Raw genomic sequence first — 21,503 nt, 5'->3', positions numbered from 1 at the left:
CTTCCCCCCTCCTGAGAGGAACCCCCGTGTCCGACACCTTCGCCGTCCTGCGCGACTGCCTGGTCACCGAGTTCGACGTCCCGGCCGACCGGGTCGAGCCCGGGGCCACCCTCGCCTCGCTGGAGCTGGACAGCCTCGCCCTGGTCGAACTGTCCCTGCTGGTCGAGGAGCGGATCGGCGCGACCGTCAGCGACATCCGCCCCGAGTCCACCCTCGGCGACCTGGCCGCCCACGCGGACGCCGTCCGGGCCGCGGCGCCCGCCGCCGTCCCTGCCGCCGTCCCCGGGCCCGCTGTCGGCCCCGTCCCCGCCGCGAACACCACCCTCGCGTCGAGCGCCGTCAGTTGAGCACCGGCGGCACCGCGGACGTTCGCCGCACGGGCGGTACCCGCGTCACACCCTCCCGGGCGGTCGCCGTGACCGGGATCGGCCTGGTCACCCCCGCCGGGTTCGGTGCCGGGGCGAGCTGGGCGCGGTTGCTCGACGGCACGTCCACCGCCCGCACCGACCCCCGGCTCGCGGGGCTGGCCGTCGACTTCTCCTGCCCGGCCGAGGGCTTCGAAGCGGCCGAGCTGCTCGGCGGCCGGCTGGTCCGCAGACTCGACCGCTTCGCCCAACTCGCCGTCCTGGCCGCCCGCGAGGCCGTCGCCGACGCCGGGCTCGACCCGTCGGCCTGGGACTCCGCCCGGGTCGGCGTCGTCCTCGGCGTCAGCGCCAACAGCACCCTGACCTACGAAACGGAGTACGCCCGGCTCGCCGACGGCCGGCCCGACCTGGTCTCGCCGCTGATGCTGCCCCGCTCCATCCCGAACATGGCGGCCGGTGAGGTCGGCCTCGACCTCGGTGCCCGCGGGCCCAACCTGGTCACCAGCACCGCCTGCGCCTCCGGCACCACCGCCCTCGCCGTCGCCTGCGACCTGCTCCGGGCCGGGACCTGCGACCTCGTTCTCGCCGGCGGCACCGACTGCCCGCGCGCACCGATGGTGGCCACCGCCTTCGACCGGCTCGGCGCGCTCTCCCGGCGGCGCCACGACCCGGCCGGCGCCTCCCGCCCCTTCGACGCGGACCGGGACGGCTTCGTGCTCGGCGAGGGCGCGGGCGTCCTGGTACTGGAACGGGTCGCGCACGCCCGGGCGCGCGGCGTCCGGCCGCGCGCGTACCTGGCCGGCCACGGCTCCACCGCCGACGCCCACCACTTCACCGCCCCGCACCCCGGGGGCGACGGCCTGGCCCGGGCGATCCGGGCGGCCCTCGCCGACGCCGGGCTCGCCCCGCACGACATCGGGCACGTCAACGCGCACGGCACCGGCACCCGGCTGAACGACACGGCCGAGGCGGCGGCCCTGCACCGGGTCTTCCACCGGCCGCCCCCGGTCACCTCGGTCAAGGGCGCGATCGGCCACACCATGGGCGGCGCCGGGGCGATCGAGGCGGCGGTCACCGTGCTCTCCCTCCAGCACGGACTGGTCCCGCCCACCGCGAACCTCGATCGGCCCGACGAGTCCCTCGGCCTCGACGTGGTCGCCAAGGTGCCCAGACGGCTCGCCCTGGACGCCGCCGTCTCGGTCTCCAGCGGGTTCGGCGGGCAGAACGCGGCCGTCGTCCTCACCGCGGCCTGAGCCGCCGCCACCGCCTGGGCCGCCACCGCCTGAGCCATCACCGCCTCCGCCTGCTGCCGCCCCGTCGCCGTCCCCTCCCGCCTGCAGCCGTCCTCTCCAGCCTGCCGTCGTCCCGCCGCCGCCCCCGTCCCGCCCCCGGAGTCCGTCATGCCCACCCCCGCCACCCGCCGGCCGCTCGCCCGGGCCCGGCTCACCGCCGCCCGCCTCTACCAGCGGCTGGTGATGAGCCGCCCGCCCGCCGACTGGACCGTCCCGACGGCCGACGGCCGCTACGGCCCGGCCGATCCCGCCGACCCCCGGCCGCTCACGCTGCTGATGCTCGGCGACTCCCTGGCCCGGAGCTTCGGCGCCGGCCGGCCCGAGGAGACCCTCGGCGCCAGGCTCGCCCAGGCCCTCGGCGAGCACCTCGACCGCCCCGTCGACCTGCGGGTCCTCGCCCGGGTCGGCGCCACCACGGCGGCCCTGCGGCAGCAGGTCGGCCGCGCCGACCGGATCCGGCCCGGCCTCGCGGTGCTGATCGTCGGCGGCAACGACGTACTCCTCCCGCTCCCGCTCGGCCGCGCCGCCCGCCGGTTCGCGCTGGTGCTCCAGCGGCTCCGCGACACCGGCTGGCACCCGGTCGTCGTGCCCTGCCCCGACCCCGGCCACGCCCCGGGGTTCCGCGCCCCGGCCCGCCTCCTCGGCGGACCCCGCTCCCACCGCCTGGCCCACCGTCAGACCCGGGCCGCCGAACGCGCCGGAATCCCGGTGGCCGTCTCCTCCGGTCCCGAGTTCCGCGACCGGGCCGACCACCTCCTCGGCCCCGACGGCGTCCACCCGTCCCCCCGGGGCTACGCCGAACACGCCGCCCGGATGCTCCCCGCGCTCCTCGCCGCCGCCGCGGCCCTCCCCGCCCCGACCCCCGTCGCCCTGTAGCGCACGGCCGGGGCGCGCCGCGAAGGACCCGCGGCACGCCCCGGCCCGGAGGGGAACTACCCGACCTCCACCGGCTCCAGCTGCAGCGACCGCGCCGCCGTCGCGGCCCGCACCAGCGCCCGCATCACCCGCAGGTCCTCGCCCTGCTCCGGATGCCACTGCACCCCGAGCGTGAAGCCCGGCCCCTCCACCGCCTCCACCGTGCCGTCCGGCGCGTGCGCGCCCACCCGCAGCCCGGTCCCCAGCCGGTCCACCGCCTGGTGGTGGAAGGTCGGCACCGTCAGCTCCGGCTCCGGCAGCAGCCCGCCCAGCAGCGTCCCCGGCACCGGCCGCACCACATGCGTCCCGTACCGGCCGGGCGAGCCCCCGTGCACGTCCACGTCCACCACGTCCGGCAGGTGCTGGATCAGCGTGCCCCCGCACACCACGTTGAGCACCTGCATGCCCCGGCAGATCCCCAGCAGCGGCATCCCGGCCGCCAGCGCCGCCCGCAGCAGCGCCGACTCCCAGACGTCGCGCTCGACCGTGTCGACGTCGGTCAGCGGGTGCGGCGGCTGCCCGTAGTAGGCGGGGTCGATGTCCGGTCCGCCCGCGACGACCAGGGCGTCCATCCGGGCGAGCACCTCCGGCGCGCGCTCGGGGGCATCGGGCGGCAGGAGCACCGCGATCCCGCCCGAACTCTGTACATAGGCGGTGTAACGCTCGGGCACCAGGGCCACCCGACGGTCCCGCCAGTCGCTCCAACTCGCGTCCACCAGATAGGTGCTGACGCCGACAATAGGCCTGCGATCCATGGCGCGCATTCTCCTCCCGTCCCGCCCGATCACCCGTCAACCTCGCGCCTCGGCGCGCCACACCCGCCCGCCCTCTTCCGTGCTGTCGGCGCCAGGCCGTACGGTTCGCTGTGACCGCTCGGTCTCGCTCCGTGATCGAGGAAGAGGAGGAGGGCGTCCGCCATGTCCGACCGCACCACCGCACCCGGGGCCGCCGGGCCCGGCACCCCCCGTCGGCGCGCCCCGCTCACCCTCGACGAGCTGCGCGCGCTGGTCGACGCGGGCGAGGTGCACACCGTCGCCCTGGCCTTCACCGACATGCAGGGCCGGCTCCAGGGCAAGCGCTTCGCCGCCGGCTTCTTCCTCGACGAGGTGGCCGAGCACGGCGCCGACGCCTGCGAGTACCTGCTGGCCGTCGACGTCGAACTCAACACGGTGGACGGCTACGCGCTCTCCTCCTGGGAGACCGGCTACGGCGACTTCGCCATGCGCCCCGACCTGTCGACCCTCCGCCTGACCCCCTGGCAGCCCGGCACCGCCCAGGTCACCGCCGACCTGGCCGGCCGCGGCGGCCAACCGGTCGCCGCCGCGCCCCGCCAGCTGCTGCGCCGCCAGATCGCCCGCCTCGCCGAGTACGGCCTGGCCGCCGACATCGGCACCGAGCTGGAGTTCCTGGTCTTCCGCGACACCTACGAACAGGCCTGGCAGGGCGGCTACCGCGGCCTCACCCCGGCCAACCTCTACAACGTCGACTACTCGCTGCTGGGCACCGCCAGGGTCGAGCCGCTGCTCTCCCGGATCCGCACCGAGATGGCCGGCGCGGGCCTGGTGGTGGAGTCCGCCAAGGGCGAGTGCAACCTCGGCCAGCACGAGATCGCCTTCCGCTACGCCGACGCGCTCACCACCTGCGACCAGCACAGCGTCTACAAGACCGGTGCCAAGGAGATCGCCGCCCAACTCGGCTGCGCGCTCACCTTCATGGCCAAGTACGACCAGCGCGAGGGCAACAGCTGCCACATCCACCTGTCGCTGCGGGACGCGGTCGGCGCCCCGGCGTTCGCCGCCGCCGACGGCCGGATGACCGACACCATGCGGCACTTCCTGGCCGGGCAGCTGCTCGCGCTGCGCGAGTTCACCCTGCTGTACGCGCCGAACATCAACTCCTACAAGCGGTACCGCCCGGGCTCGTTCGCGCCGACCTCGGTCGCCTGGGGCCGGGACAACCGGACCTGCGCCTACCGGGTGGTGGGCCACGGCGCGGGCCTGCGGATGGAGAACCGGGTGCCCGGCGGGGACGTCAACCCCTACCTGGCGGTGGCCGGCATGATCGCCGCCGGCCTGCACGGCGTCCAGCAGAAGCTGGAGCTGCCCGCCCCCTGCCTGGGCAACGCCTACGCCGTCGAGGACTACGCCCGGGTGCCGGGATCGCTGCGCGAGGCCGCCGACCTGTGGGGCGCGAGCGAACTGGCCCGCACGGCCTTCGGGGACGACGTGGTCGAGCACTACCTCCACATGGCCCGGGTCGAACAGGACGCCTACGACGGCGCGATCACCGACTGGGAGCGCTACCGGTCCTTCGAGCGGATGTGAGCACCATCGACCGAGCGGATGTGAGCACCATCGACACGACCACCGCCGCCCTCGCCGAGACGGCGCCCCCCGCCTGCACCGTCCGCAACCCCGCCACCGGCGAGGTCCTCGCCACCCTGCCCGACACCACGCCCGGGCAGCTCGACGCCGTCGTGCGGCGCGCCGTCGCGGCCCAGCGCGGCTGGGCCGCCCTGGCGCCCGGCGAACGGGCCCGGCTGCTGCGGCGCTTCGCCGACCAGGTGGACGTGCACGTCCCCGAACTCGCCGCCCTGGAGGTCACCGAGGCCGGCCACACCATCGGCAACGCCACCTGGGAGGCCGGCAACGTCCGCGACCTGCTGGAGTACGCGGCCGGGGGAGTGGAGCGGCTGACCGGGCGGCAGATCCCGGTGGCCGGCGGGCTGGACGTCACCTTCCGCGAACCGGTCGGCGTGGTCGGGGTGATCGCGCCGTGGAACTTCCCGATGCCGATCGCCGCCTGGGGCTTCGCACCCGCCCTCGCGGCCGGCAACGCCGTCCTGCTCAAGCCCGCCGAGGCGACCCCGCTCACCGCCCTGCGGCTGGCCGAGCTCGCCCTCGCCGCCGGGCTGCCCGAGGGCCTGTTCCAGGTGGTGCCGGGCTCCGGGCCGGTGACCGGCCGGGCACTGGTGGACCACCCGGAGGTCCGGAAGATCGTCTTCACCGGCTCCACCCTGGTCGGCAAGGAGGTCGCCGCCCGCTGCGCGGCCCGGGCCAAGCGGGTGACCCTCGAACTGGGCGGCAAGAGCCCCAACATCGTCTTCGCCGACGCCGATCTCGCGGGCGCCGCCGACCCGATGTCCTTCCTCGACAACAGTGGCCAGGACTGCTGCGCCCGCAGCCGGATCCTGGTCCAGCGGGAGGTCCTCGACGACTTCCTGGCCCTGCTGCTGCCGGCCGTCGAGGCGGTCCGCACCGGCGACCCGGCCGATCCGCTGACCACGATCGGCCCGCTGATCTCGGCCGCGCAGGTGCGTCGGGTCGCCTCGTACGTGACGCCCGACCTGCCGGTGCTGGCCCGCGGCGCGGTCCCGGACGGGCCCGGTTTCTGGTACCCGCCGACGGTACTGGCGCCGACCCGGCCGGACGTCCCGGCGGTCACCGAGGAGATCTTCGGCCCGGTCGCGGTGGTGCTCCCGTTCGAGGACGAGGCGGACGCGCTGCGGCTGGCCAACGCCACCCGGTACGGCCTGTCCGGCTCGATCTGGACCCGCGACCTGGGCCGGGCGCTGCGGCTGGCCCGCGGGGTCGCGGCCGGGAACCTCTCGGTCAACTCGCACTCCTCGGTGCGCTACTGGACGCCGTTCGGCGGCTTCGGGGAGTCCGGGGTCGGCCGCGAGCTGGGGCCGGAGGCGCTGGCGCACTTCACCGAGACCAAGAACGTCTACATCCGCACCGACACGTAGGAGCCGCCAGTGACCCGGAACGACCCCCGGCCCCAGCACCCCCACGAGTCCCGGGAGGCCGACGGGCCGGTCTGCCGCCGGCTGGTCGGGCGCACGGCCGTGATCACCGGTGCGGGCAGCGGGATCGGCCTGGCCTCGGCCCGCCGGCTCGCCGCCGAGGGCGCCCGGGTGGTCTGCGCCGACATCGACGAGACCGCGGGCAAGCTGGCCGCCGAGGCGGTCGGCGGCCTGTTCGTGCACACCGACGTGACCGACCCGGCGATGGTCGAGGCGCTCTTCGACGAGGCCTACGAGACCTTCGGCAGCGTGGACGTCGCCTTCAACAACGCCGGCATCTCGCCGCCGGAGGACGACTCGATCCTCACCACCGGGCTGGACGCCTGGCGCCGGGTCCAGGAGGTCAACCTGACCTCGGTCTACCTGTGCTGCCGGGCCGTGCTGCCGTACATGCGCCGGCACGGGCGGGGTTCGATCATCAACACCGCGAGCTTCGTGGCCCGCATGGGCGCGGCGACCTCGCAGATCTCGTACACCGCGTCCAAGGGCGGGGTGCTGGCGATGTCGCGCGAGCTGGGCGTGCAGTTCGCCCGGGAGGGCATCCGCGTGAACGCGCTCTCCCCGGGGCCGGTGGACACCCCGCTGCTGCGCGAGCTGTTCGCCGCGGACCCGGAGCGGGCGGCCCGCCGGCTGGTGCACATCCCGCTCGGCCGCTTCGCCCGGCCGGAGGAGATCGCGGCCGCGGTCGCCTTCCTCGCCAGCGACGATTCCTCGTTCATGACGGCCGGCGAGTTCCTGGTGGACGGCGGGATCTCCGGCGCCTACGTCACGCCGCTCCACGGCTCCGGGGCGTGACCCGTCGGTTGCCCGGGAGTGCCCCGGGAGTGCCCCGGGGTGTGATCGGAAAGACACGTTCCGGGCCTCCGGAGGGGTCGCTCCCGCCTTCTCACCGTAATCTCATCGAAAAGGGCCGGAATTCGGGGTCCAGCTGATTTCGCGCTTATCCGGCTGCCTTTAGATTCTCTGTCGTGAGTGAGCAGATCCCCGCCGGGTGGTACCCGGACCCGAAGGACATCACCAGCGACCCGCGACCCCAGCGCTGGTGGGACGGCAAGGGCTGGACGGCCAGCACCCGGCCCGCACCCTCGGACGCGCCGCCGCCGGAGGCCCCGGCGGCCGACGCTCCGGGGCCGGAGGAGACCGCCGAGACCCGAGTGCTGGAGGGGGAGGTGCTGGAGGGCGGACCGTCGGTCCGCTACCCGGAGCCGCCGCCCTTCGGCACCGCCTACGGTTCGCCGCCGCCCCCACCGCCGAAGCGGCGGCGCAAGCCGTCCAAGCTCGTGATCGCGGCCACCGTGGCGGCCGTGCTGGGCCTGGGCGTCGGCTCGGGCATCACCTATCTGGCGATGGACGACCACGGCGACCGGCACCACAGCGCGCGCCCGGCGGTTCCGCCCGGCGGCAATGGAAACGGCAATGGGAACGGCAACGGCAACGGCGGCCCGTGGCGCGGTCTGCCGGACTTCGGCGACCCGGGCGGCAACGGCGGTAACAACAACGGCGGCAACAACGGCGGCCAGGGCAACGGCAACGGCGGCCGGGGCAACGGCAACGGTGGCCAGGGCAACGGCGGTCAGGGTAATGGCGGCCAGGGCAACGGGAACGGCAACGGCGGCCGGGGCAACGGCGCCAACAGCACCCAGGCCATCGACGCGGTGAACCGGCTGGTCCTGTCCATCCCCTCGGGCTGGGAGGGCGGCACCACCCGGGACGGCTTCGCCCTGATGACCATCGGCTCCTACGACTGCGAGGGCGGCGGCAGCTGCTCGCTGGGCGGTGCCAACACCGGCCGGATCGACGGCGCCGGCACCGACGTCCAGGCGGCGGCCAAGGCCGACATCGACAAGGCGGTGAAGGACTCCTACAACGAGGTCCTCTCGCACCAGGAGCTCAAGTCCGAGGCGGTCAAGGTCGACGGCCGGGACGGCTACCTGGTCCGCTGGAAGGTGGACGCCGCCAAGGGCAACGACGGCTATGTGCAGACGGTGGTCTTCCCGTCCGCCGACGGCAAGTCGCTGGTCTCGGTGCACTTCGGCTTCGACATCGCCGACAAGGCGCCGGACGTCGCGGCGATGGACACCATCCTCAAGGGCATCACCGACTACAGCGGCAAGCTGCCCGCGATCCCGGGCTTTCCCGGCGGCCAGGACGGCGGCGGTACCGGCACTTCCAACACCTGATCGCGGCAGTCGCCCCGGGCCCCGACACGGGCCCCGGGGCGCGGCCCGCACGATTGGCTCACGCACGGCGGCGGCCCGCCCGGAACGTTCCGGGCGGGCCGCCGCCGTACCGCAACGGGTGGATCGGCCGGGGCAGGCGCCGAACGGGGGTTCGGGCACGGCGCCGCCCCGGCTTCCGGCGGTCAGCCGTCGTGTCGAACAGCCTCGACCCGACGGCGCCGGAGCACCATGGCGGCCCAGCCGAGGCCGATCGCGGCAGCGCCGGTGAGCAGCATCGGCCCGGTGGCCGAACCGCCGCCGACCGCGGCGCTGTCGGCCGCGACGACCTTGCCGGCCGGCTCCTCGGCGTTGCCGCCGTGTCCGTGGTGGGCCACGGTGGACTTGGACTGGCCGGCGGCGATCTGCGCCTCGCTGGGCGCGGCCGGGGCCTGGGCGGTGAGCGCGGAGACCGCCTCGGTGAGCGAGGTGCCCTTGCCGAAGTCGACGTCCGAGCAGCTGTAGAACGCCTCCGGGCTGTCGGTGCGCTGCCACACCATGTAGAGCAGCTGACGGCCGGTGCGCTGCGGCAGGGTGCCGCTGTAGTTGTAGTAGCCGTTGTCCGAGGTGCGCTGGGTCGGCACCTGGGCGACCGTCACCGGGTCGAGGTCGGACCACTTCAGCGGCTGGGTCGGGTTCCAGCTCTGCTTGGTGATGTAGATGGTCTGGTTGCCCTGGTGCGGGGCGGTGACCCGGAACTTGAAGTCGATCTTTCCGGCGGTGACCGCGGTGGCCGGCCAGTCGGCGCGCGGCAGGTCCAGGGCCTTGTACTTGTCGCGGCCGGCGGAGCAGAGCTTGCCGTCCGGGATCAGCGCCTGGTGGTTGCCGGCGGCGTTGGCGAGGTTGACCTCGTTCCAGTCGTACAGCGGCTGGGTGCCGCTCAGCGCGACGAGGTCCTTGCAGATCTGCGACTTGGGGGTCTCCGGACCCTCGGCGTAGCAGGCCGCGACCCGGCTGACCGGGTTGGTCACGGTGCCGTGGGCGCCGGCCGTGCCGATGCCGGCCGCCGAGACGGAGAGGAACGCGGCGCCGATGACGCCGACGGACAGGGCAGTGCGCTTCATGGACATGGGGTGGGGACTCCTTGACCGTGTACCGGGCCGAGGTTGTGGGGGAGTGCCGGGCACGTCTGCCCGAGGGGCCGGTCGACCCGGCGGTCCGGTCCCTGGGCTGAGCGTATGATTGGACTAGACCAGCTGGCAATAGCCCGCTGTGGGCCACTTTTTGACGGAATGTAGCCCGCCGAACAGCGCAAAGGCCCGACGGGGCGCCGTAGTTAGGCATCCCATCGGGCCTTCTTAAGGTCCGGCCAAGGTTCCGGGGTCCGGTGGCCGGGAGGAGTCAGTCCTTCGCGGTCGGCCGGAACTGGTTGTTGTTGGTGATGGTGCCCGCCTGGACCACGGATCCGTGGATCGTCCCGTGGCTGATCTCGTTGTGCACGGTGGTCCCGGGCTGCTGCGCCCGCGGCGCGAACTCCCGCAGCAGGGACTCCAGCTCCTCCGCCGCCCGCGGGTCCTCGCGCAGCAGCCGCCGGAGCCGGTTGCGCAGCTCGGCCGCCTGGTCGCCGACCAGCTCGGCGTCGCCGTCCGCCCGGACCACCTCGACCCGGATCTCCTCCAGCTCGGCCGACACCTCCTCGGCGTTCCGGCCCCGCCCGAAGAGCGCGGCCAGACGCGAACGGGCCTGCGCCCACGCCTCGGTGGCCATCAGCCCGACCACCGTCGTGGCCCCCGTCGTCACCAGCTGCGCGATCTCGGCCTCCACGGCCTCCCCCTCCGTCGGTGCGATCCGCGTCCCACGGTAGTGGAACCGCGGTCCGGAGGGGACGGAACGGCGCGGGCCGCCACCCGGCTCAGAGGAAGGTGTGCCCCTCGCCCCGGTAGGTCGGCACGGTGCGCACCACCCGGTCGCCCTCCACCAGGTGCAACTCCGGGAAGCGCTCGCAGAGTTCCCCCGCCTTGGCGTGCCGGAACCAGACCCGGTCGCCGATCAGCAGATCGTCCGCGGCGGCGCCGAGCAGCGGCGTCTGCACCTCGCCGGCCCCCTCCATCGGGTCGTAGCGCAGCCCGGTCGGCAGGTACGGCACGGGGGAGCGGTCCGGGCCGGCCGCGCCGGACGCCGGGTAGCCGCCGCCCAGCACCGTCACCACGCCGAGCCCGGGCCGACGGACCACCGGCTGGCCGAACAGGGCGGCCGGCCGGCCCCGGAACGACCGGTAGTTGTCGAACAGTCGCGGCTGGTACAGCCCGGAGCCGGCCGCCACCTCGGTCACCGCGCGCTCGGCCACCGTCGACTCGACGCTGCCGGTCCCGCCGCCGTTGACGAACTCCAGCTCGGCCACCCGGCGCACCAGCCGGACCGTCGCGGCCCGCCGCTCGGCCAGCTCGGTCCGGGCCCGGGCCTGCATCAGCCGGATCAGTCCGGAGCGCACGGGCCGCCCGGGCACCGCGTCGCCCACGCCGGCGACGTGCCCCTCGTAGGCCATCAGCCCGACCACCCGGAAGCCCCGGCGGCGCTGCACCAGCTCGGCGAAGGCGGCCACGTCCTCGGGGGTGCGCAGCGGCGAGCGGCGGGCGCCGACCCGGACCCGGCCGCCGAGCAGGTGCAGCGCGGTGTCCAGTTCGAGGCAGACCCGCACCTCGGCGGAGCCGGCCCGGGCCGCGTCGACCAGGTCCAGCTGGGCCGGGTCGTCCATGACCACGGTGACGGCGGCGGCCAGCTCCGGGTCGGCGGTCAGCTCGGCGAAGCCGGCGCGGTCGCTGGAGGGGTAGGCGAGCAGGATGTCGCGCAGGCCGGTGCGGGCCAGCCAGAGCGACTCGGCGAGGGTGAAGCCCATCACCCCGGCGAAGCCCTCCACGGCCAGGACCCGCTCCAGCAGGGCGCGGCAGCGCACCGACTTGCTGGCCACCCGGACCGGCTTGCCGCCGGCCCGGCGCACCAGGTCGGCCGCGTTGGCGTCGAAGGCCGCCAGGTCGACGACGGCCACCGGGCCGTCCAGATGGGCGGTGGCCCGGTCGTACCGGGCGCGGTCGGCGGCCGGGGAGGGCGCCGGCGGTGCGCCGGTCGGGCGGGCGGACGCGGTGCGGGCAGCGGCTTCGGGCGTGGCCATGGGCGCAGCGTGCCACACCCGCGCTACCCGCCGGTAGGGGTTGGACGGGGGACCTTCGGGCGGGTGCCCCGAACGGGGGCTCCGGACGGGACCTTCGGTCCGCGCGGGGCGGCCGCACGGTGGCATAGGGTCGGCGGGTGGACCGCAACGACTTCCCGAACCCGGCCTTCGTCGGCAAGAGCATCCCCGACCCCGGCTTCTCCGGCGACGACGGCACCGCGGACCCGGCGCTGACCGCCGCGCTCAACCGCTGGACGCAGGACCCCGCCGCCGAGCCGCAGGTGCTGGCGGCGCTGACGCCCACCCGGCTGATGGTGCCGATCGTGGCGATCCTCGGCGAGGTCGAGGTGGACGAGCACGGGCACAAGCACGACAAGAGCAGCGACATGGCCGTCCCGCTGGTCGAGGCCGCCGACGGCCGGCGCGCCCTGCCGGCCTTCACCTCCCTGGAGTCGCTGGCGCGCTGGCGGGCCGACGCCCGCCCGGCGCCGGTGGCCGCGCCGCAGGCCGCCATGGTCGCCTTCTCCGAGCGCGCGGACACCCTGCTGCTGGACCCGGCCGGGCCGGTGCCGTTCCTGCTGTCCGGGGCCCGGCTGCGCGCCCTGGCGGAGAACCGGCCGTACCTGGCGCCGACCGCCGACCCCGAGGTGCGGGAGGCGGTGCGGGCACTGCTGGCCGCGGAGCCGCAGGTGGTCGCCGGGGTGCTGGCGGCGGCCGAGGACTCGGACGGCGTGCTCGCGGTGGTCCTGGACCCGGAGCTGGACCGGACCGGGATGCAGGAGGCCGCGCAGCGGGTGGGCCGGGCGGTGGCCACCGACCCGGTGCTGCGGGTCCGGCTGGACCTGGGGCTGGACCTGGCGGTCCTCCCGGCCGGCGCGAGGCTGCCCGGCGAACCGCTCTACCGGCGCTGACGACGGACGGCGGGGAGCATCGTCACGTGACGATGCTCCCCGCCGTCGTGGGCGCGTCTCAGGAGTAGACCGGCCCGGTGAACTTCTCGCCCGGGCCCGAGCCCGGGGCGTCCGGGACGATCGAGGCCTCACGGAAGGCCAGCTGCAGCGAGCGCAGGCCGTCCCGCAGCGGCGCCGCGTGGAAGTTGCTGATCTCCGGGGCGCCGGCGGTGACCAGCCCGGCCAGCGCGGTGATGAGCTTGCGGGCCTCGTCGAGGTCCTTGTCCTTCTCGCCGCCCTCGGCGAGTCCGCACTTGACGGCGGCGGCGCTCATCAGGTGCACCGCGACGGTGGTGATCACCTCGACGGCCGGGACCTCGGCGATGTCCCGGGTGAGGTCGTCGAAGCCGATCGCCTCGTCGTCCGCGGCGGGGTTCTGGATGGGCTCGCTGCTCAAGGGGGGCTCGTTCCGTCGTGCCGGTGTCCGTACAGAGGGAGCGTACAAGCCGGGCCGGGCGGGGGCGGAATGGCGTTCGATCCCCCGGGGCTGTATGCTTCGAGACTGACCGGCCAGGCCTCCCCAGGGAAGCCCGGCCAGCAAGAGGAGGCTCCACCCAGGAGGCCCGAGAGGGCAACCGCGAAAGTCTCCCACCCGAGCGGCCTCGCGGTCGACGGGTCCGGTCCGCGACGGGCGCCCAGCGCCGACAGTCGCCGCAGCACCCCTCACCGGGTGCCGCCCCCGGTTGTGTGGAGCCCCGCTTGTACCGAGCGGGGCTTTTTTCGTGTCGCGGTGTGGGCGCAGGGATCCACAGCGCAGCACGAATGAAGCCCCGCCCAGTGGTCGAGTCCACTACGTGCGACCGCCGTCCGACGGCCGCATCGCAGAAGGTGCAACCGAGGAGGCCCCATCAGCACCGAGCCCCGCATCAACGACCGGATTCGCGTCCCCGAGGTGCGACTCGTCGGTCCCAGCGGCGAGCAGGTCGGCATCGTGCCGCTTGCCAAGGCGCTGGAGCTCGCGCAGGAGTACGACCTCGACCTGGTCGAGGTCGCGGCGACCGCCCGGCCGCCGGTGTGCAAGCTCATGGACTACGGCAAGTTCAAGTACGAGTCGGCCATGAAGGCCCGTGAGGCGCGCAAGAACCAGGCGCACACGGTCATCAAGGAGATGAAGCTCCGGCCGAAGATCGATCCGCACGACTATGACACCAAGAAGGGTCACGTCGTTCGGTTCCTCAAGCAGGGCGACAAGGTCAAGATCACGATCATGTTCCGTGGTCGTGAGCAGTCCCGCCCCGAGCTGGGCTTCCGTCTGCTCCAGCGGCTCGCCGACGACGTCCAGGACCTGGGCTTCATCGAGTCGTCGCCGAAGCAGGACGGCCGCAACATGATCATGGTCCTCGGCCCGCACAAGAAGAAGACCGAGGCGATGGCCGAGGCCCGCGCCATCGCTGACGCCCGCAAGGCCGAGCGTCAGGGCCGGACCCCCGGTTCCGACGCCGCCGCGGACTCCGAGGAGCTCCTCGAGGACCAGGACGACGTCCTGGAGTCCGAGGACGTCGCGGAGGACCTCGCCGAGGACGTCGCCGAGGCCCAGGACGCCGCCGCCGAGACGGAGGCCCCCGAGGCCGCCGCTCCGGTCGAGCAGCCGGCCGAGGCCTCCCAGGGCGCCTGACCTTCCCCGGTCAGAGCGGCCCGGGAGACCGGCCACCAGGGTGACGGGGCGTCCCGCCCGGTCACCGCAGATCCATCCTTCACGCCCGCGCGGCGCACACCGCGCGGGCGTGGACGGACCGACGAGGAGAAACGGCGACATGCCGAAGCAGAAGACGCACAGTGGCGCCAGCAAGCGCTTCAAGATCAGTGGCTCTGGCAAGGTGCTGCGCGAGCGCGCCGGCCGCCGCCACCTCCTGGAGCACAAGCCCTCCACGCTGACCCGCAAGCTGGCCGGGACGGTCGTGCTCGCCCCCGCCGACGCCAAGAAGATCAAGAAGCTTCTCGGCAAGTGATCGCCCTCCCGCCCGGCGCCAGCCGTGTGCGGGGCAGCTGATCCTTCCCGACCCATTCGAATGACGGACCACGTGAAGTAGTCCGTGGTCCAACCCAAGGAGTAATCAAGTGGCACGCGTCAAGCGGGCAGTGAACGCCCACAAGAAGCGCCGGGTCATCCTGGAGCGCGCCAGCGGCTACCGCGGCCAGCGCTCGCGCCTGTACCGCAAGGCCAAGGAGCAGGTCACCCACTCGCTGGTCTACAACTTCAACGACCGCAAGAAGCGCAAGGGCGACTTCCGTCAGCTGTGGATCCAGCGCATCAACGCTGCGGCCCGTGCCAACGGCATCACCTACAACCGCTTCGTGCAGGGCCTGAAGGCCGCCAGCGTCGAGATCGACCGCAAGATGCTGGCCGACCTGGCCGTCAACGACCCGGGCGCGTTCGCCGTGCTCGTCGAGGTCGCCCAGAAGGCGCTGCCGGCCGACGTCAACGCCCCGAAGGCCGCCGCCGACGCCGCCTGATCCTCGGATCAGTTGTGTTGAGCTGACCGGACCCGCAGGCTCGATCCTGCGGGTCCGGTTTTGCGTTACCGCACAGACGCCAGTACAGAGACGAGACCATGCCGAGCACCGACACGCCCCTGCTCACCTCCCTGCGCTCGCCGCGCGTCATCGCCGCCCGGAGGCTCGCCAAGCGCAGCCAGCGCGGCAAGGAGCGCCGCTTCCTCGTCGAGGGCCCGCAGGCCGTGCGCGAGGCCGTCGCGTTCGGGCGGCTGCCGGGTTCGGGCGAGCACGCCGTCGTCGAGGTGTACGCCACGGTCGAGGCCGCCGAACGGCACGCCGGGATCGTCGAGGCCGCGCTGGCCGAGGGGCTGCCGGTGCTCACCGCCACGGACGAGGTGATCGCCGGGATCTGCGACACCGTGACCCCGCAGGGCATCGTCGCCCTCTGCCGCTTCATCGACACCCCGTTCGCCGAGGTGCTGGCCGCCCGGCCGAAGCTGGTCGCCGTGCTCGCCCACGTCCGCGACCCCGGGAACGCCGGCACCGTGCTGCGCACCGCCGACGCGGCCGGGGCCGACGCCGTGGTGCTCACCGACGCCTCCGTGGACCTCTACAACCCGAAGGCCGTCCGGGCCTCGGTCGGCAGCCTGTTCCACCTCCCGGTCGCCGTCGGCGTGCCGGTCGAGGAGGCGATCGGCCGGCTGCGCGAGGCCGGCGTGCGGGTGCTGGCCGCCGACGGCGCGGGGGAGCGCGACCTCGACCGGGAGCTCGACGAGGGCACTCTGGGCGCGCCCGGCGCATGGGTGTTCGGCAACGAGGCGTGGGGGCTCCCGGAGGAGACCCGCGCGCTCACCGACGAGGTCGTGCGCGTCCCGATCCACGGGCACGCCGAGAGCCTCAACCTGGCCACCGCCGCCGCGGTCTGCCTGTACGCCTCGGCCCGCGCCCAGCGCTCGCCCGGCGGCTGCCGCGCGGCCGTCCGCTAGCGGCCCCGTCCGCCCCCGTCCGGCCCCGTCCGCCTCGCGTCCGGCCGCCGGCGGTCCTCGCCGCCCGGCCGGGCACCGCGCCCCGCCCGGCCGCCCCGGGGCCGGTCCCCCGGTGACGGCCCGGGAACGGGGCCGCCCGGGCGCGCCGGGAACTCGTCGTGGGCCCTATTACCCGAGGCCGGGAGGCGCTAGGGTCTGCCTCGGTGGGGGGAAAGACACGGTGGGTAATCGGGGAGGACACCCATGGTCGGCAGCGGGCCAGAGCTCGACCCGGACGACCTGCCGGACGGCCTGGTGGTCGCCGACGCGTTGGGCCGGGTGGTCTGCTTCAACCGCGCCGCCGCCCGGCTGACCGGCGTCCACCCCGGGGCCGCCCTCGGCAGCGGACTGGAGGACGTCCTCCCGCTGGAGGACCTCGACGGCCGCCGCTGGTGGCAGCTGACCGACCCGTACGGCGGCCTCGCCGTCCGCACCAGCCAGCCGGAGCGCAATCTGCTGCTGCCCGGCGGCCGCGAGGTGCTGGTCTCCGCCCGCTACGTGCGGGCCCGCCCCAAGGGGCCGGTGGAGAAGCTGGTGATCGCCCTGCGCGGCACCGAGGCCCGCCGCCGCACCGAGCGCAGCCACGCCGAGCTGATCGCCACCGTCGCGCACGAGCTGCGGTCGCCGCTCACCAGTGTCAAGGGCTTCACGGCGACCCTGCTGGCCAAGTGGGAGCGGTTCACCGACGGGCAGAAGCGGCTGATGCTGGAGACCGTGGACGCCGACGCCGACCGGGTCACCCGGCTGATCGCCGAGCTGCTGGACATCTCCCGGATCGACGCGGGCCGGCTGGAGCTGCGCAAGCAGGTGGTCGACCTGGCCGCCGCCGTCCGCCGGCACGTCGACCGCAAGGTCGCCACCGGCATCCCCGAGGACCGCTTCGACATCCGGATCGGCGAGCCGCTGACGGTGCTGTGGGCGGACCCGGACAAGGTCGACCAGGTGCTCGCCAACCTGCTGGAAAATGCGGTGCGCCACGGCGAGGGGACTGTCACCATCGAGGTGGCACCGGCCAAGGAGGTCGTCGAGGCCCCCGTCTGGGAGCGCCCCGGCACCCCGCCCCGCATCGTGGAAGGCACAGCGGTCACCGTGAGCGACGAAGGAAGCGGTATCCCCGAAGAGGCGGTCCCACGCGTCTTCACCCGCTTCTGGCGCGGCTCCAGGCGCGGCGGCACCGGCCTCGGCCTCTACATCGTCAAGGGCATCGTCGAGGCCCACGGCGGCTCGATCCGGGTGGACCGCGCGCCCGGCGGCGGCGCCCGGTTCCGATTCGTCCTGCCCGCCGGGATCCCCGACTTCATGCTCTGAACGAGCACCGGCGCCCTGCCCCGCAGGGCGCGGTCGGTCCACGGGCGGGCTTGACGGCGGTCGCGCTACGCGCTGCGACTACACTCGACCTTTGGCGTTGTGGAACGCCCTGCGCGGCCGTGCCGCGGACATCCCGCCTCCCCCGTTCGGAGACCGGCTGCCCGTGCCCCGGCCACGCCGGGCGTGACGCGGTGGACCCCTCCTGCCCGTCGGCGGGCACGGAGGGCGCACGAGCCCCCTTACCTGAGCACGGACGAGCAGGAGCACGGGAAGATAGAGATGTCGGCACCCAACAAGTCGTACGACCCGGTCGAGGTCGAGGCCCTCAAGCCCGAGGTGGTGGAGGCGGCCCGGGACGAGGCAGTCGCCGCGTTCGCCGCCGCCACCAGCCTCGACGAGCTGAAGCAGGCCAAGGTCGCCCACACCGGCGACCGTTCCGCGCTCTCCCTCGCCAACCGCGAGATCGGCGCCCTGCCCCCGCACGCCAAGGCCGCCGCCGGCAAGCTGATCGGCCAGGCCCGGGGCGCCGTCAACCAGGCCCTCGCCAAGCGGCAGGGCGAACTGGAGGCCGAGCGTGACGCCCGGGTGCTGGTCGAGGAGGCGGTGGACGTCACCCTGCCCTACGACCGCACCCCGCGCGGCGCCCGCCACCCGCTGACCACGCTGGCCGAGCGCATCGAGGACACCTTCGTCGCGATGGGCTACCAGGTCGCCGAGGGCCCCGAGGTCGAGGCGGAGTGGCTGAACTTCGACGCCCTCAACCTGGGCCCGGACCACCCGGCCCGCTCCATGCAGGACACCTTCTTCGTCCGGGCCCCGGACGGCTCCGCCGACTCCGGCGTGGTGCTGCGCACCCAGACCTCCCCGGTCCAGGCCCGCACCCTGCTCGACCGCGAGCCCCCCGTCTACGTGGTCTGCCCCGGCCGGGTCTACCGCACCGACGAGCTGGACGCCACCCACACCCCGGTCTTCCGGCAGGTCGAGGGCCTGGCGGTGGACGAGGGCATCACCTTCGCCGACCTCAAGGGCACCATCGAGCAGCTGGTCTCGACCCTGATCGGCGACGGCCTGGAGCTGCGCTGGCGGCCCTCGTACTTCCCGTTCACCGAGCCGAGCGCCGAGATCGACCTGCAGTGCTTCGTGTGCCGCGGCGAGTCGGTCGGCAACCCGGACCGGCCCTGCCGCACCTGCGGCTCCGAGGGCTGGATCGAGCTCGGCGGCTGCGGCGTCGTCAACCCGCGGGTGCTGGTCGCCTGCGGTGTCGACCCCGACCGCTACAGCGGCTTCGCGTTCGGCCTGGGCCTGGAGCGAATCCTGATGAACCGTCACAACGTCGCCGACATGCGCGACATGGTCGAGGGTGACGTGCGCTTCACCCTCCCGTTCGGGATGGAGATCTGATGCGCGTCCCGCTTTCCTGGCTGCGCGAGTACGTCGACCTGCCGGCCGGCGAGACCGGCCGCGACGTGGCCGAGCGCCTGGTCCGGGCCGGCCTGGAGGTCGAGACCGTCGAGCAGCTCGGCGGCGACCTCAAGGGCCCGCTGGTGGTCGGCGAGGTGCTCTCCATCGAGGAGCTGTCCGGCTTCAAGAAGCCGATCCGGCACTGCTGGGTCAACGTCGGCGCGGCCAACGGCACCGGCGACCCGCAGGAGATCGTCTGCGGCGCCACCAACTTCGCCGTCGGCGACAAGGTCGTGGTCGTGCTCCCGGGCGCCGTGCTGCCCGGCCCGTTCCCGATCGCCGCCCGCAAGACCTACGGCCACACCTCGGCCGGCATGATCTGCTCCGCCCGCGAGCTGGGCATGGGCGACGACCACGACGGCATCATCGTGCTGCCGCCGGAGTACGAGCCCGGCACCGACGCGATCGAGCTGCTCCAGCTGGTCGACGACGTGCTCGACATCGCCGTCACCCCGGACCGCGGCTACTGCCTGTCCATGCGCGGCGTCGCCCGCGAGGCCGCCGCCGCGTACGGGCTGCCGCTGGCCGACCCGGCGCTGCTCGACGTGCCGCCGGCCAACTCCTTCGGCTACCTGGTGAAGGTCAACGACCCGGCCGGCTGCGACCGCTTCGTGGCCCGCACCGTGGTCGGCATCGACCCGGCCGCCAAGTCCCCGATCTGGCTCCAGCGCCGGCTGCAGAAGGCGGGCATCCGCCCGATCTCGCTCGCCGTCGACATCACCAACTACGTGATGCTGGAGGTGGGCCAGCCGCTGCACGCCTACGACAAGCAGCGCGTGGACGGTCCGATCACGGTCCGCCGGGCCGAGCCGGGCGAGAGCCTGACCACCCTCGACGGCGTCAAGCGCACGCTGTCCGCCGAGGACCTGCTGATCTGCGACAACAGCGGCCCGATCGGCCTGGCCGGCGTCATGGGCGGCGCCTCCACCGAGATCCTCGACCCGGCCGCCGGCCCGGGCACCACCGAGGTGATCATCGAGGCGGCGCACTTCGACCCGGTCGCCATCGCCCGCGGCGCCAAGCGGCACAAGCTGCCCTCCGAGGCGTCCAAGCGCTTCGAGCGCGGCGTCGACCCGGAGGCCGCCCGCGCCGCCGCGCAGCGCGCCGTCGACCTGCTGGTGCTGATCGCCGGCGGCACCGCCGAGGCCGGTGTCACCGACATCGCCGCCCCGCACCCGGTGCGCACCATCACCATCGCCGCCGACCTGCCCGACCGGGTCGCCGGCACCGTCTACGGCCGCGAGACCGTCACCCGGCGGCTCCAGGAGATCGGCTGCTCGGTCTCCGGCGCCGACGTCCTGGAGGTCACCCCGCCGACCTGGCGCCCCGACCTCACCGACCCGTACGACCTCGCGGAGGAGGTCATCCGGCTGGAGGGGTACGACAACGTCCCCGCCCGGATGCCCACCGTCCCGCCGGGCAAGGGTCTGACCGAGGCCCAGCGGACCCACCGCCGGGTGGGCGTGGCACTGGCCGGCGCCGGTTTCGTCGAGGTCAACAACTACCCGTTCGTCGGTGAGGCGTCCTTCGACGCGCTCGGCCTGGAGCCGGACGACCGCCGCCGCCGGACGGTGACGCTGGTCAACCCGCTCAACGACGAGGAGCCGGGGCTGCGCACCACGCTGCTGCCGGGCCTGCTCGGGGCGCTGCGCCGCAACGTCGGCCGCGGCAACACCGATCTGGCGATCTTCGAGACGGGGACGGTGTTCCTGCCGAAGGACGAGCTGTCGGTCGCCCCGCGCCCGGCCGTCGACCGCCGTCCCAGCGCCGAGGAGCTGGCCGCGCTGGACGCCGCGCTGCCGCACCAGCCGCGCCGGGTCGCGGTGGCGCTGGCCGGCGAGCGGCTGCCGTCCGGCTGGTGGGGCAAGGGCTCCGCGGCCGGCTGGGCCGACGCGATCGAGGCCGCCCGCGCGGTGGCCCGGGCCGCCGGTGTCGAGCTGGACGTGCGCCGGGGCCAGCTGCTGCCCTGGCACCCGGGCCGCTGCGCCGAGCTGGTCGTGGCGGGCACCGACCGGGTGGTCGGCCACGCCGGTGAGCTGCACCCGCGCGCCGTCAAGGCGCTGGGCCTGCCCGAGCGCACCTCGGCGATGGAGCTCGACCTGGACCTGCTGTCCGCCGACGGCGCCGTGCGGGTCGACGGCCCGCCGGTCTCCGGCTTCCCGGTGGCCACCCAGGACGTCGCGCTGGTCGTCGACGCGGCCGTGCCGGCCGCCGAGGTCGAGGCCGCGCTGCGGGCCGGGGCCGGCGAGCTGCTGGAGGCGATCCGGCTGTTCGACGTCTTCACCGGCGAGCAGGTCGGCGAGGGCCGCAAGTCGCTGGCGTACGCGCTGCGGTTCCGCGCCGCGGACCGGACGCTGACCGCCGACGAGGCGAGCGCCGCCCGCGGGGCGGCCGTCGCCGAGGCCGTCGCCCGCACCGGCGCGGTGCTGCGCGGCGCCTGACGGCCCGTCCGCCCAGCGGTACGAGGGCCCCGACCGGACTTCCGGTCGGGGCCTTTCGCATGACCGCGCGAGCAAAGATGGCGCCAGGGCCTTGCGCGGTGGTGGGCGTGAACGCTTCAATCTAGTTAGGAAACTTTCCTAACTCTCCTCATGGGTCCGGAGACCCCCATGCCCCGGACC

Annotated in this window: 20 protein-coding genes; 15 read left to right on the top strand and 5 right to left on the bottom strand. The window is 74.5% G+C overall.

Translation table 11 applies throughout. The features are described 5' to 3' along the window. Positions 1–26 precede the first annotated feature (26 nt). From ACW14Y_RS10775 to ACW14Y_RS10765, 3 genes are all read left to right on the top strand, one after another. On the top strand, positions 27–347 hold the full coding sequence (locus tag ACW14Y_RS10775) for an acyl carrier protein (protein ID WP_456986613.1): 321 nt from the start codon (positions 27–29) through the stop codon (positions 345–347). After that, on the top strand, positions 344–1,618 hold the full coding sequence (locus ACW14Y_RS10770) for a beta-ketoacyl-[acyl-carrier-protein] synthase family protein (protein ID WP_456986612.1): 1,275 nt from the start codon (positions 344–346) through the stop codon (positions 1,616–1,618). The genes ACW14Y_RS10775 and ACW14Y_RS10770 overlap by 4 nt, the downstream gene beginning before the upstream one ends. A 147-nt stretch (positions 1,619–1,765) precedes the next feature. Next, on the top strand, positions 1,766–2,533 hold the full coding sequence (locus tag ACW14Y_RS10765; RefSeq protein WP_380387385.1) for an SGNH/GDSL hydrolase family protein: 768 nt from the start codon (positions 1,766–1,768) through the stop codon (positions 2,531–2,533). 56 nt (positions 2,534–2,589) lie between these two features. Here the strand turns inward: ACW14Y_RS10765 and ACW14Y_RS10760 are convergent, their stop codons facing one another. Next, positions 2,590–3,327 carry a gamma-glutamyl-gamma-aminobutyrate hydrolase family protein gene (locus ACW14Y_RS10760; protein ID WP_456986611.1) on the bottom strand — a complete coding sequence of 246 codons (738 nt, stop codon included), beginning with the start codon at positions 3,325–3,327 and terminating at the stop codon, positions 2,590–2,592. Positions 3,328–3,489: 162 nt separating this feature from the next. On the opposite strand from ACW14Y_RS10760, the gene ACW14Y_RS10755 reads away from it, so the two are divergent. From ACW14Y_RS10755 to ACW14Y_RS10740, 4 genes are all read left to right on the top strand, one after another. Beyond that, positions 3,490–4,896, top strand: coding sequence for a glutamine synthetase family protein (locus ACW14Y_RS10755; protein WP_380444279.1), 1,407 nt, complete (start codon positions 3,490–3,492; stop codon positions 4,894–4,896). Between the two features lie 20 nt (positions 4,897–4,916). Further along, a complete protein-coding gene (locus tag ACW14Y_RS10750; RefSeq protein WP_380309327.1) occupies positions 4,917–6,320 on the top strand; it encodes an aldehyde dehydrogenase family protein in 1,404 nt (467 codons plus the stop codon). Positions 6,321–6,329: 9 nt separating this feature from the next. Continuing rightward, positions 6,330–7,172 carry a 3-oxoacyl-ACP reductase gene (locus tag ACW14Y_RS10745; protein WP_380309325.1) on the top strand — a complete coding sequence of 281 codons (843 nt, stop codon included), beginning with the start codon at positions 6,330–6,332 and terminating at the stop codon, positions 7,170–7,172. 173 nt (positions 7,173–7,345) lie between these two features. Then, positions 7,346–8,557, top strand: coding sequence for a DUF2510 domain-containing protein (locus ACW14Y_RS10740; protein WP_456986610.1), 1,212 nt, complete (start codon positions 7,346–7,348; stop codon positions 8,555–8,557). 182 nt (positions 8,558–8,739) lie between these two features. On the opposite strand, the gene ACW14Y_RS10735 is transcribed toward ACW14Y_RS10740, so the two are convergent. The 3 genes from ACW14Y_RS10735 to ACW14Y_RS10725 all read right to left on the bottom strand — a co-directional run bounded on the left by ACW14Y_RS10735 (position 8,740) and on the right by ACW14Y_RS10725 (position 11,702). Beyond that, entirely contained in the window at positions 8,740–9,663 is a 924-nt protein-coding gene (locus ACW14Y_RS10735; protein WP_380305358.1) for a lytic polysaccharide monooxygenase auxiliary activity family 9 protein, read from the bottom strand. A gap of 271 nt (positions 9,664–9,934) precedes the next feature. Continuing rightward, positions 9,935–10,357: a hypothetical protein gene (locus ACW14Y_RS10730; RefSeq protein ID WP_380443259.1), complete on the bottom strand. Its 423-nt coding sequence runs from the start codon at positions 10,355–10,357 to the stop codon at positions 9,935–9,937. Positions 10,358–10,445: 88 nt separating this feature from the next. Further along, positions 10,446–11,702: an amino acid deaminase/aldolase gene (locus ACW14Y_RS10725; RefSeq protein ID WP_380305362.1), complete on the bottom strand. Its 1,257-nt coding sequence runs from the start codon at positions 11,700–11,702 to the stop codon at positions 10,446–10,448. A 137-nt stretch (positions 11,703–11,839) separates the two neighbouring features. On the opposite strand from ACW14Y_RS10725, the gene ACW14Y_RS10720 reads away from it, so the two are divergent. Next, positions 11,840–12,613 carry an SseB family protein gene (locus ACW14Y_RS10720; protein ID WP_456986609.1) on the top strand — a complete coding sequence of 258 codons (774 nt, stop codon included), beginning with the start codon at positions 11,840–11,842 and terminating at the stop codon, positions 12,611–12,613. 58 nt (positions 12,614–12,671) lie between these two features. Here the strand turns inward: ACW14Y_RS10720 and ACW14Y_RS10715 are convergent, their stop codons facing one another. Then, positions 12,672–13,049, bottom strand: a complete 378-nt coding sequence (locus tag ACW14Y_RS10715; protein ID WP_380310024.1) for a DUF1844 domain-containing protein — start codon at positions 13,047–13,049, stop codon at positions 12,672–12,674. Positions 13,050–13,499: 450 nt separating this feature from the next. Here ACW14Y_RS10715 and infC point away from each other — a divergent pair, with 450 nt between their 5' ends. The 7 genes from infC (at position 13,500) to pheT (ending at position 21,323) form a co-directional block, all read left to right on the top strand. Continuing rightward, positions 13,500–14,267, top strand: a complete 768-nt coding sequence (gene infC / locus ACW14Y_RS10710; RefSeq protein WP_380310045.1) for a translation initiation factor IF-3 — start codon at positions 13,500–13,502, stop codon at positions 14,265–14,267. A 139-nt stretch (positions 14,268–14,406) separates the two neighbouring features. Beyond that, positions 14,407–14,601 (top strand): 50S ribosomal protein L35, encoded by a 195-nt coding sequence (gene rpmI / locus ACW14Y_RS10705; protein WP_148647646.1) that lies wholly within the window; start codon positions 14,407–14,409, stop codon positions 14,599–14,601. 109 nt (positions 14,602–14,710) lie between these two features. Then, positions 14,711–15,106 (top strand): 50S ribosomal protein L20, encoded by a 396-nt coding sequence (gene rplT / locus ACW14Y_RS10700; protein WP_266275176.1) that lies wholly within the window; start codon positions 14,711–14,713, stop codon positions 15,104–15,106. Between the two features lie 98 nt (positions 15,107–15,204). Further along, positions 15,205–16,074 carry a TrmH family RNA methyltransferase gene (locus ACW14Y_RS10695; protein WP_266275178.1) on the top strand — a complete coding sequence of 290 codons (870 nt, stop codon included), beginning with the start codon at positions 15,205–15,207 and terminating at the stop codon, positions 16,072–16,074. A gap of 243 nt (positions 16,075–16,317) precedes the next feature. Continuing rightward, on the top strand, positions 16,318–17,421 hold the full coding sequence (locus tag ACW14Y_RS10690; RefSeq protein ID WP_380310027.1) for a sensor histidine kinase: 1,104 nt from the start codon (positions 16,318–16,320) through the stop codon (positions 17,419–17,421). Positions 17,422–17,700: 279 nt separating this feature from the next. Then, positions 17,701–18,822, top strand: coding sequence for a phenylalanine--tRNA ligase subunit alpha (pheS, locus tag ACW14Y_RS10685; RefSeq protein ID WP_327072894.1), 1,122 nt, complete (start codon positions 17,701–17,703; stop codon positions 18,820–18,822). Continuing rightward, positions 18,822–21,323 carry a phenylalanine--tRNA ligase subunit beta gene (gene pheT / locus ACW14Y_RS10680; protein WP_380310029.1) on the top strand — a complete coding sequence of 834 codons (2,502 nt, stop codon included), beginning with the start codon at positions 18,822–18,824 and terminating at the stop codon, positions 21,321–21,323. Before pheS ends, pheT begins: the two co-directional genes overlap by 1 nt. Positions 21,324–21,503: the final 180 nt, after the last annotated feature.

The sequence above is a fragment of the Kitasatospora sp. cg17-2 genome, from assembly GCF_054031055.1.
The sequence above is the reverse complement of the archived record's forward strand: the minus strand, read 5'-3'. Positions and strand labels throughout refer to the sequence as shown.

Excerpts from the sequence above, each read along its gene's own strand:
- ACW14Y_RS10725 (WP_380305362.1), bottom strand. The coding sequence starts at position 11,702 with ATGGCCACGCCCGAAGCCGCTGCCCGCACCGCGTCCGCCCGCCCGACC.
- ACW14Y_RS10690 (WP_380310027.1), top strand. The coding sequence starts at position 16,318 with ATGGTCGGCAGCGGGCCAGAGCTCGACCCGGACGACCTGCCGGACGGC.
- ACW14Y_RS10755 (WP_380444279.1), top strand. The coding sequence starts at position 3,490 with ATGTCCGACCGCACCACCGCACCCGGGGCCGCCGGGCCCGGCACCCCC.
- pheS (WP_327072894.1), top strand. The coding sequence starts at position 17,701 with ATGTCGGCACCCAACAAGTCGTACGACCCGGTCGAGGTCGAGGCCCTC.
- pheT (WP_380310029.1), top strand. The coding sequence starts at position 18,822 with ATGCGCGTCCCGCTTTCCTGGCTGCGCGAGTACGTCGACCTGCCGGCC.
- ACW14Y_RS10765 (WP_380387385.1), top strand. The coding sequence starts at position 1,766 with ATGCCCACCCCCGCCACCCGCCGGCCGCTCGCCCGGGCCCGGCTCACC.
- ACW14Y_RS10735 (WP_380305358.1), bottom strand. The coding sequence starts at position 9,663 with ATGTCCATGAAGCGCACTGCCCTGTCCGTCGGCGTCATCGGCGCCGCG.
- rpmI (WP_148647646.1), top strand. The coding sequence starts at position 14,407 with ATGCCGAAGCAGAAGACGCACAGTGGCGCCAGCAAGCGCTTCAAGATC.
- ACW14Y_RS10695 (WP_266275178.1), top strand. The coding sequence starts at position 15,205 with ATGCCGAGCACCGACACGCCCCTGCTCACCTCCCTGCGCTCGCCGCGC.
- ACW14Y_RS10760 (WP_456986611.1), bottom strand. The coding sequence starts at position 3,327 with ATGGATCGCAGGCCTATTGTCGGCGTCAGCACCTATCTGGTGGACGCG.